The organism is Nocardia sp. NPDC055053, from assembly GCF_053608285.1.
In genome coordinates, this window is record NZ_JBSGVD010000074.1 from 1 (window position 1) to 10,083 (window position 10,083).

Annotated in this window: 7 protein-coding genes; 3 read left to right on the forward strand and 4 right to left on the reverse strand. The window is 69.6% G+C overall.

Translation table 11 applies throughout. The annotated features are described in order from the left end of the window. Nucleotides 1–203 (forward strand): hypothetical protein (locus ACWF82_RS34040; RefSeq protein ID WP_452507675.1); only part of this gene is annotated, 203 nt, incomplete at its 5' end. Nucleotides 204–243: 40 nt separating this feature from the next. Here the strand turns inward: ACWF82_RS34040 and ACWF82_RS34045 are convergent. The 4 genes from ACWF82_RS34045 to ACWF82_RS34060 form a co-directional block, all read right to left on the reverse strand. After that, the gene (locus ACWF82_RS34045; protein ID WP_452507676.1) at nt 244–456 is read right to left on the reverse strand and encodes a hypothetical protein; all 213 of its coding nucleotides are present in this window, start codon (nt 454–456) and stop codon (nt 244–246) included. After that, a complete protein-coding gene (locus tag ACWF82_RS34050) occupies nt 449–2,209 on the reverse strand; it encodes a PspC domain-containing protein (protein ID WP_452507677.1) in 1,761 nt (586 codons plus the stop codon). The genes ACWF82_RS34045 and ACWF82_RS34050 overlap by 8 nt, the downstream gene beginning before the upstream one ends. 71 nt (nt 2,210–2,280) lie before the next feature. Next, the gene (locus ACWF82_RS34055; RefSeq protein ID WP_452507678.1) at nt 2,281–6,129 is read right to left on the reverse strand and encodes an NACHT and WD repeat domain-containing protein; all 3,849 of its coding nucleotides are present in this window, start codon (nt 6,127–6,129) and stop codon (nt 2,281–2,283) included. Between the two features lie 84 nt (nt 6,130–6,213). Next, nucleotides 6,214–6,843 carry an MspA family porin gene (locus tag ACWF82_RS34060; RefSeq protein ID WP_452507679.1) on the reverse strand — a complete coding sequence of 210 codons (630 nt, stop codon included), beginning with the start codon at nt 6,841–6,843 and terminating at the stop codon, nt 6,214–6,216. Between the two features lie 853 nt (nt 6,844–7,696). On the opposite strand from ACWF82_RS34060, the gene ACWF82_RS34065 reads away from it, so the two are divergent. Both ACWF82_RS34065 and ACWF82_RS34070 read left to right on the forward strand, forming a co-directional pair. Further along, the gene (locus ACWF82_RS34065; protein ID WP_452507681.1) at nt 7,697–9,151 is read left to right on the forward strand and encodes an ATP-binding protein; all 1,455 of its coding nucleotides are present in this window, start codon (nt 7,697–7,699) and stop codon (nt 9,149–9,151) included. 85 nt (nt 9,152–9,236) lie between these two features. After that, the gene (locus ACWF82_RS34070) at nt 9,237–9,878 is read left to right on the forward strand and encodes a response regulator (RefSeq protein WP_452507680.1); all 642 of its coding nucleotides are present in this window, start codon (nt 9,237–9,239) and stop codon (nt 9,876–9,878) included. Nucleotides 9,879–10,083: the final 205 nt, after the last annotated feature.

The following is a 10,083-nucleotide window of genomic DNA, read 5'->3' on the forward strand; positions in this document are numbered from 1 at the left end:
GGGCGATACTGCGCCTGCGGCGTTACGTCTCGCCCCTCGGCGGCGAGGCGGCCGAAAACGTGGTGGTGGCGTTTGGTGGTTTGTGCCGGTACGCCAGCAGGATTCGGCCCAGCGGTAGTCCATTCGAGGGGCGAGTTTCCTGCGCGCGGTCGGTGCGTTCGTCCATTGCCTTGTCCTCCAACGACAATGGCCCGTCACGGTGACGGGCCATTGTCGTGTCTCGGGTTGTCAGGTTGTCTTTCGTCAGTGTCGTTTGCGACGCGGGGAGAAGGTCAGCAGCAGGCCGATGACGATTGCCGTGATCACCACGCCCCAGCCGATCGGCAGGATGCCGCCGTTCTCGGGAGTGGGTGCGCCCAGCAGGGCCCACACGCTCAGGGCGAGCGCGATCAGGCCGGTGCAGAGCAGAGAGAACGCCGGTCGACGCTGTGTGTCGACGCTGGTCTGATCAGCCACGGGTCACCTCCACATCGCCGAGGTGCATCTTGATGTGCATATCGAGGACCGGTGCGCCGGGGGTGCCCGGCCCGCTCAGTCCTTCCACGCAGGTCGAGTCGGCCACGCGGATGTCACATGTCGTGTTCACTGTCATCCCTTCGGGCAGGTGCACTTTCGCGTCACCGATATTCACCGCGACCTCCACGCTGCGGGACTCGGTGAGGTTCAGGCCACGCAGATCCAGCGTGCCCGAACCGATGTCGAGGGCGTAGCGGGGCTGCAGCTCCGACACCGAGGTCGGCGCCCAGACACGGTCGCCGACGGCGCCGTTGTGCTCGAAGTCGATCGGGCCGATCAGCGAGGCAAGCAGTACGAACCCGGCCAGCGGTGCGGTGAGCACCAGCAGTCCGTATCCGCGCCGCAGGAAGGCGCCCGCGATGAGTCCGAGGCCGACGACAGCCAGGGCGACGGCCGCGATCCGCGCGGGCGTCATCCATTCGACACCCGAGGCCGCTGCCGCACCGGCCACTGCCGCCGCCAGGATCGCCAGACCGATGGTGATTGGGGTGAGCCGGGAGCGTGGGCGTTTCGGCGGCGGTGGTGGCGCCACGACGTAGCGGGGCGCCATCTCGGGGAGTTCCCAGGCGAGGGGTGCGATGGCGAGCGGGTCGACACCGGCGGGGACCTGCGCGCCGATGCGGGGCAATCCCGGTGCGGGCTGGGGGAGGGTTTTGCGCAGGACCTCGGTGCCGCCCTCGGGTCCGGTGGGCGGCGTCGGCTCGTCTTCGGCCGGTGCGGCGACGAGCTCGGATGATTCGGCGTCGCGCTTGCCGAGGTCGATGGCCGAGCCGGATTCACTCGAATCATCCACCGGGCGGACGAGATCGGTGTCGCTCGGCGCGACGGCCCGCATCGGTGTGGATTCCGCCGCGGGGGTGGCCGCGTTTTCCGGGGTGGCAGAAGCTGATTCGACCGGTGACTCCGGCAGGATCGCCGTCGGCTGGTCCGCGGCGACGGAATCGGCCGATGTGGGCTCCTCGGTGACCGGGGCACCCGCCGATGCGACGGCGTCCTTGTGCAGGATGACCGTCTCGGCCGCGTCGACCCGGAGCAGCGGGGTGGATTCCGCTGTTTCCATGCGGTTTTCCTCGCGGGGGAACACGGTCGTCGCCGGATCGGGGACGTAGGCGTCGGGCAGCTTGGTGTAGGGCGTGTACATCCCGGTCGGCGGCACATCAGGGATGTACGGGTAGCCGCGGACCGGCACACCGGTCGGATAACCGGCGGCGGCGGGATAGCTCCCCGTGCCCAGCGACCCGGCGCGGACGGTGTCGAACCCGGTCGGCAGTTCGGGATGCCGGATGTAGAGCATCCACCAGCCCGCGAGCATCAGGCCCATGCTGACCACCCCGGACCCGCCGAGCCCGAGCCCCATCGGACCCATGGTCGACACCGCGATCGCCAGCGCCACGATCAGCACGATCGTCTTGGTCTGTGAATGCGTGCCGCGCGCGTGCTCGGTCAGCGCCTCGGCCGCCGACACCTCGTTCCCCGCCGAACTCAGGATCAGCCACGCCAGCAGGTACAGCACGATGCCCGCGCCACCGAAAATGGTCGACACGACGAACGCCACCCGCAGCAGCACCGGATCGACGCCGTACCGCAGCCCGAACCCAGCGGCGACACCGGCGATCGGCCCCTGCCGAGGCAGCCGGACGGGCCGCGTGTGCCACATCTGCTGGATTTGGTCACCGAAGCTCGCTCTGCTCATGCCATCCATGGTGTGCCGGACCAGCCCTTTCGCACATCGGGGTGAACCCTGAGGTTTGCCCGGGTTCCCGGTCAGGCGCAGGGTGGGCGGTAGGAGACGTTGGGCACCTGGCGTCGCCAGACGGGTTCGGTGAGCAGGTCAGCGGTGGCCGCGCAGATCCGTTCCGCGACCAGCTCGGGGTCCAGATCCCAGACGCCGAGCTGGCCGTTGTCGGTGACGATCATGAGCTGTTCGCCGGCGGGGTGCAGGATCACGTGGCGGTTGAGCCCGTCGGCGGGCCCCAGCGGCCCGGCGCCCTTGTGGGGCGCGCGTGGGTCGTCGAGATACCAGAGCGCGGTCGTTCCGTCGTCGCTCGAGATAGCGAGACTGTGGGAGTCCACCGAGGCGGTCAGCGCGACGATCGGTGCCATTTCGGTGCGGAGTGTGTCGGCGAGCGGTCCGATCGTCTCGGGGCCTTCGATGTCCCACAGCCGGAGGTTGTCGAATTCCGTCACGATCATGGTCCGATTGTCGGGTAGGAAAAGCGAGGGCTGGAAGATGGCCGAGGCGTTGTTGCCGATCTCGCCGATCACACTCGGATTGTCGGGGTCGCTGATGCTCCAGATCTCGCGCATGTACGGCCGTCGGTTGGCGTCCGGATCGAAGGATACGGTCTCGAGCTTGTCGCCGTCGGCGTGGAATCGGCCCAAGAAGATCTCTCCGAACGTCGTGGTGATCGGTGATCCCAGGCGGACCGGCGTTGTCCGGTCGGTGATGTCCCACATCTGGATCGAGGAACCGTCGCCCACCAGCATCCGATTGCCCTCGACTGTCGACGGCATAGTGCCGATGGCGGGCCACGGGCGCAGGGGGCGCGGGTTGCCGGGATCGTCGAGGTCGAAGACGAGCCGCTGTGCGCCGTAGCGGTCGTGGATCGACAGCGTGCGTCCGTCGGGGCTCAGCGCGGGTTGAGAACGACCGTGCGAACCGGGGATCGTCGCTCGCCGGACCGGGTTGCGGGGTTCGGCGGTGTCCCAGACCGTCACGGCCCCATTGCTGGACAGCACAGCCATCCGGTCGCCTGCTCGGTCGAAAACGGGCAGGTACGAGGAGTGCTGGGCGGTCGCGACCAGCGATCGCGGGATCGACCAGATGCGCAGCGTTCCATCGTTGCCAGCTCCGGCCAGTATCGGTCTGCCTGGAAGGAAGATCAGCGATCGCGGCCCGTTCTCGCAGGACGCGAACATGGATCGCAAGCAGTGGCCCGGGCTCACCGACAGCGCGGGTGCGGCTTGCTCCGGCTGAACGAGATCGGTGATGTTCCACAATCTGCCCGCGTCTGCGGCGCTCGTGGCGAGCACGGAGCTGTTCGGGGCGAAGGCGATCGAATGCATAACGCCGTCGTCGACCCGAAACGGGGACCCGGACCTGCGGGGATTGCCCGGATCGGTGACCTGCCAAAGCTCCACGCGGCTCGATAGCGGGCCTGCGGAGTCGGGCGATCCGAAGGTGCCGATCGCCAAGAGCGCGCTGTCCGAGCTGAACTCGAAGTCACGGAGATGGCCGGTGTTGGGGATTGTCCCGGCGAGACGTGCGGACGCCGGGTCGCGGACGTCCCACAGCTGCACGATATCGGGAGCCCCCGGGTCGTACGCGGATCGGCCCACTGCGAGCAGAGTGCCGTCGGGACTGAATTCGACGGCGGGTCCCCCGTGCTCGAATCCGTCGCGGGGCAAATCTATGCTCCTCGACCGCACGGGGCCGGACGGGTCGGCGAGAGACCAGAACGTCACCGACGACGCATCCGATTCGGCGAGCTGGGTCCCGTTCGGACTGACCGCGATCGACTCCCGTCGGCTGGTGGTGAGCGTGTGCAGCAGCCGCGGTGACTCCGGATGTGCGAAGTCCCAGAACTGAACGCCCGCTGACCCATTGGTGACCGCGTTCGAACCACCGGCGACAAACGCCAAGCTTTCGACAGGTGCGTCGAAATCGGTCTCGATTCGCACCGGCCGCTGCGGGACGGTGGTGTCCCAGAACATGACCTTGTAGCCGAGATCGATGGAAACGAGCAGTCCGTCCGACGGCCGGGCGACCAGCGATTCGACCGGTTGCTCATGGGCTGGCACGGTGACCGCGAGCGGCAACTCCTGGGTGTTCAGCAGCTGAGTCCGGGTCGAGAGGTCGGGCCGCATCCGATACGCGGCCAGCGACAGCTGCGCCGACAGCGACGGATCGGTGGTTCGGGTCCGTTGCGCCGCGGCGACCAGTTCCGCGTAGTCGCGGTCCGCTGTGCGCTGGTCGGCCAGCTTGCCGCGGTCCCAGGCGACCACACCGGTGGCCAGTAGTGCGATCACGACGGCGGCGGCGCCTGCCCGCCAGCGTCGTCCCAGCTGGGCCGACCGTCCCGAGGCGTCGAGAAAGGCGCGGGCGCGTGGGCTGGTCGCGATGCCGCGGGTGTGTTCGCGGGCACTGTCGAGCCGCGTACCGCGATAGAGCAGCGCGGGATCGCGTGCGGCGGTTTCCCATTCGGTGGCGTCGCTCTCCAGCCGCTGCCGCACCAGGTGCCCGACCCGATCGGTCTCGATCCATCCGCGCAGCCGGGGCCAGGCGGCCAGCACGATCTCGTGGGAGAACTGGACCGAGCCCGCGTCGAGCGCGATCAGGCGGCTGGCGGCCAGAACTTCCAGCGACTCCATGGCGGCTTCGGGATCGCTGCTGCGCGTGAGCAATTCGGTGCGGTCGACGATGCGCCGGGTGTCGCGTGTGTCCTGCCCGACGGTGACCAGTGATCCCAGCATCTCCTGGGCGGTGGCCTGCTGGGCTGGGGAGAGCTCGCTCCAGGCCAGTTCGGCGGTCTCGGCGACCGAGCCCGCCACCCCGCCCGCCTTGCGATAACCGGCGACGGTGAGTTTGCGACCTTCGCGCTGCTGCCAGGTCGCGGCCATCACGTGCGACAGCAACGGCAGCGTGCCGGGATCGTAGGCGTCGGCGTCGGTGTGTCCGCCGAGCCCGCGCAGTTCGGTCAGCACCAGTTCTTCCAGGCCCTGTTCGAGGGTGAGTCCGGCGGCCGACGTCGGTCCGGTGATCGCGTGCGACAACTCGTCGGGCGACATCGGGCCGAGCAGATAGTTGTGGTGCCGCAGGCTGTCTCGCAGGACGGAGTGGTGCAGGCAGCGTTCGTAGAAGTCGGCGCGTAGTGCCAGGACGACGGTGAGTGGATCGTGCGGACGGGTGGTCAGATCGGCGAGGGTGGTGAGGAAGGTCGAGCGTTCGGCCTCGTCGGGGCAGAGGGTGAACAGTTCCTCGAACTGGTCGACGATCAGGACCCGGTGGTCGTCGGTGAGTGCGGCGGCGAGGGCGGTGCTCGGCGTCGGGCCCGGGGTCATGGTGGCGGCGGGCAGGTCGAGGGCGGGACGCAGGCCCGCGGCCAGCAGCGAGGACTTGCCCGCGCCCGACGCGCCGATCAGCACCACGATGCCGGTGGTGGCGCGGACCAGCTCGACGAATTCGGTGGTGGCCCGTTCCCGGCCGAAGAACAGGGAGCGTTCCTCGGCGCGGAAAGCGCGCAGGCCGGGGTAGGGGCAGGTGTCGCCCTCGCCCGCTGTCGCGGTCCAGGTCACCGATGCCTGCCAGAGGCGACGCCATTCGTGCGGATCGGCGAGTCTGCGGGGGAGTTCACGCTGTGCCTTCGCGGTCAGGTCGACCAGGGTCAGCACCACCGGCAGCAGCGATTCGAAACGGGCAGGCACATTGCGACCGGCCTTCCAGTCGCTGATCCGCTGGGGTGACGGCGTGCCCGCCTGGGTATTTCGCATGCGCCGCTCGGTAGCCGTGGCGACCCGGCGCAGGGTCGGATTGCCTGCCGCCGCATAGAGTTCGGCGAATCGCTGGGCGAAAATCGCTCGCGGCGAAGAGCTTTCCGGCTCGGTGATGGTCAAGGAACCCCCCGTTCGATGAAAACGACCGAGGGGAATGATATTTGGTCGATCGGGACCCGGCGCGAGGCCGGGTCCCGATCGGCGTCAGAGGAACATGGTGTCCCCGAAGACCGAGTTGGTCGCGCTCACCTCCGGTGTGGTCGCCGTGACCGTCGCCCAGGAGTAGATGTTGAGCGGCCCGCCGCACTTGCCGACCATCAGATGGAAGTCACGGTTCACCAGGTAGGTGGTGCCCGAGCTCAGCGGCATGCTCCCGACATCGATCTTCTTGATCTCGCCGGGCGCCAGCGACAGGGTCAGGTCCATCCCCGCCGAGATCGACGGACCGATATCGGCGGACACGTCCGGCCCCGACGAGCCGAACCCGACGGTGGCCCCCGCGCCGACCGAGATCCCGCCGTCCAGCCCGACCGACAGTGTCACGTCCACCGCGCAGGCGACGAGGTAGCCGGACTCGAGTGTTCCGGTCGCCCCGGCCGGCGCGGTGACGTATGCGGTGTTGTCGAGGAACACCTCGCGGTTGGTCGGCATCGCGTTGAGCGCGGGCACCTGCCGGTAGGACTGATCGGTGTGGCCGAGGGTCAGCTCGAAGCCGGCGGGCCCGTGATAGGTCGTCTCATGCGGGGCCATCGGTGTCGCCGACGCGACGGGGGTGATCCCGACGGTGGTCAGCGCGACCGCGGTGGCGCCCAGCATGGTGGTGGTGATGTTCACTGTTTCCTCCCCTGAAGTGAGGCCGTGAATTCCGGCTCGACATCAACGTAGGAACTCGCCCTTGGCGCGAGCTGATGGTCACCTTGTCGAGGAGCTGAGAATCGCAGGTGAGAGCGCTGTGACCGGTTATCCGGTCCGGCGACCCGGCGCGCCCGGCCGCCGATCGGTGAGGGCGGCGAATGCCCTGGTGGAGCGGGCTTTCCGTCCGGACCGGACACCTCGAGGCCCAGGTCGGGGCCGTTTCGGGTCAGTTCCGCGTGGGCGCGATGGCTCGCGGCCGGCCGAGCGAGGAGTTCATCGGGGTTGCGAAACGCCAAGATCAGGGACATTCCCGATGCCGGGGCGAGGGCGAGCGTGCCAGTATCGAAGGATGGATCCGACTGTTCCCGCCCAGGGGCCCGCCACCTCACCGGGGTCCGGCGCCACCGCGGGGAACGCCGCTCCACACCCCGCCAACGGCCTTGGCTCGTCGAACGGGAGCGGCTCGGTCGCCCCGTCCAACGGGTATGCCCCGCCCGGCGGGACCGCAACGCCGAACGGATATTTCCTGCGCAACCAGGGCGTCATGCCCAACGGTCAGCTCGCACCGAACGGTGGCAACCGGCCGCTCGGCAATGTCGCGCCATACGGCGGTGCGGGTGGGCCCGGTGCGGCGGCGGATCCGCGCGGTGGGCACCGGCCGAAGGGTCCGCAGTGGTTTGTAGCGCGCGCGGTCGGCAGTGGCCGTGCCGTCTACGGGACGCCGCCGCCGTCTCTTCCGCAGCCCCCGTACCGGGGCGCCCAGGCGTACGGGCCGTATCCGGGTGCCGCTGCGCCGATGGGTTACGGCGTCCCGCGCGGCTACCGGCCGGGGATGTTGCCCACGCCGGGTCCGGAGCCGGTCGGTGCACCGCTGCCGGAGACCCCGCGTCTGGTCCGCCGGACCGGTGGCCGGGTGGTCGGTGGGGTCGCGGGTGGTCTGGCCGATCATCTCGGCGTCGATGTTTTCAAGGTGCGGATAGCGTTCGTGCTGCTGTCCGCGCTGGTCGGCGCGGGTCTGGTGGCCTACGGGCTGCTGTGGATCTTCACCCCGGCAGGCGCCGACGCGGCGAAACCCACCGGCGACGAGCGCAGGCAGGCGATCGGGCTTGCCCTGCTCGGCCTCGGTCTCACGGCGACGGTGGGGTGGCTGTTCCAGGGCACCGCGGCGAGGGTGATCGCCCCGATCGTCGTGATCGCGGTCGGCGCCGCGCTGGTCTGGCGCGAGTACGACGTCGCCGCGCCGGGTCCGCGCGCGCTGTTCGGGCTGCCCGCGCGACCGTCGGTGGTCACCTGGTCGCGGATCGTGGCCGGGGCGACGCTGATCGTGGTCGGCCTCGGCGTGGTCGTGCTGGCCAGGATCGATCTGAGTTCGCTCGGCTCGGCGCTGATCGCGGTCGCGGTCACGCTGATCGGCGCCGGCCTGCTGACAGTCCCGCTGTGGCTGCGTATGGTCCGCGCGCTCAATGCCGAGCGCGGCGCCCGCATCCGCAACGAGGAACGCGAGGAGATCGCCTCGCACCTGCACGATTCGGTGCTGCAGACCCTCGCCCTGATCCAGCGGCAGGCCGAGGACCCGCAGGAAGTCCTGCGCCTGGCCCGCAGCCAGGAACGCGAACTGCGCAAATGGCTGTTCGACGACACCGCCCCCGCCCAGTCCAGCCTGGCCGCGGCACTGCGCACCATCGCGGGTGAGGTGGAGGACCAGCACGGGGTGAAGGTCACGCCGGTGACGGTCGGCGATGTCGCGATGGATCCCGGTGAGACCGGCGCTGGCCTGCCCAAGGAACACTTCACCGCCCTGCTCGGCGCGAGCCGGGAGGCGATGGTCAACGCGGCCAAGCACGCGGGCGTCCCCGAGATCGACCTGTTCGCCGAGGCCGAGGCGCATCAGGTGAGCATCTTCGTCCGCGACCGCGGCGCCGGTTTCGACGTCTCGAAGGTGGCCGACGACCGTCGCGGACTCGCGAAGTCCATCCGCGCCAGGATCGAACGCCGCGGCGGCACCGCCGAGATCGACTCCACGATCGGCCGCGGCACCGAAGTGCGGATCGTCATGCCGCGCACCGACTCCGGCAGCATCGACGAGGTCATGTTCGAGGAGGCCGCACCTGCCGAGCGCACCGACCCGACCGCCGAGCGCACCGACCCGACCGGCCAGGGCGCCGAGCGCACCGACCCGACCGGCCAGGGCGCCGAGCGCACCGAGCCGACCGGCCAGGGCGTCGGCGGACCGGACCCGCGGCCCGCCCGCCGAGGAGCGCACGACAACGCGCCAGGGCAGCGCTGAGCGCGGTGGCGACGCGCGAACCCGCGCGAGAACTGTGGTACCGATGAGCGAGTCGATCGCACGGGTGGGATGAGGAGAGCTGTCAGTGAGTGTTCGGGTGTTTCTGGTCGACGATCACGCGGTGTTCCGGTCGGGGGTGCGCGCCGAGCTGAGCCGCGAGACCGACATGGAGATCGTCGGCGAGGCGGGTGCGGTGGCCGAGGCGGTCGCCGGGATCGATGCCGCGCGCCCGGATGTGGTGCTGCTGGATGTGCACATGCCCGACGGTGGCGGTGTCGCGGTGCTGACCGGGATCGCCGAGGGCCCGGTGTGCCTGGCGCTGAGCGTGTCCGATGCCGCCGAGGATGTGATCGCGGTGATCAGGGCGGGCGCGCGCGGGTATGTCACCAAGACCATCTCCGGCGCCGAACTGGCCGACGGCATCCGCCGCGTCGCGGGCGGTGACGCCGTCTTCAGCCCCCGCCTGGCCGGTTTCGTCCTCGACTCGTTCACCGGCCGCTCCCCGGTCCCCGAACCGCCGCTCGACCCCGAACTGGACTCGCTCACCCCGCGCGAACTCGAGGTCCTGCGCCTGCTGGCCCGCGGCTACACCTACCGCGAGATCGCCGAAACCCTGTTCATCTCGGTGAAGACGGTGGAAACCCACGCGTCCAACGTGCTTCGTAAGACCCAGCAGTCGAATCGCAATGCCCTGACCCGCTGGGCGCATCGCCGCCGCATCGAGTGATAGTGGCCTTCTGGTTTGTGATCGCTGGGACTTGATGTCCGGCTGTCCCAGGACGGTATGCGGAGCTGTGTTTTTTGGAGCGCTGGCGCGCTCGAGTCGCGGCCCCTCCTGTCTCGCCGATAACTGACCCGGTCTTTCTCCTTCGTCGCCAGCGCACCCGCCCCGGCTAGGGGGGTCGGGCCCGAACCCCCCAGCGCCGCGGCCC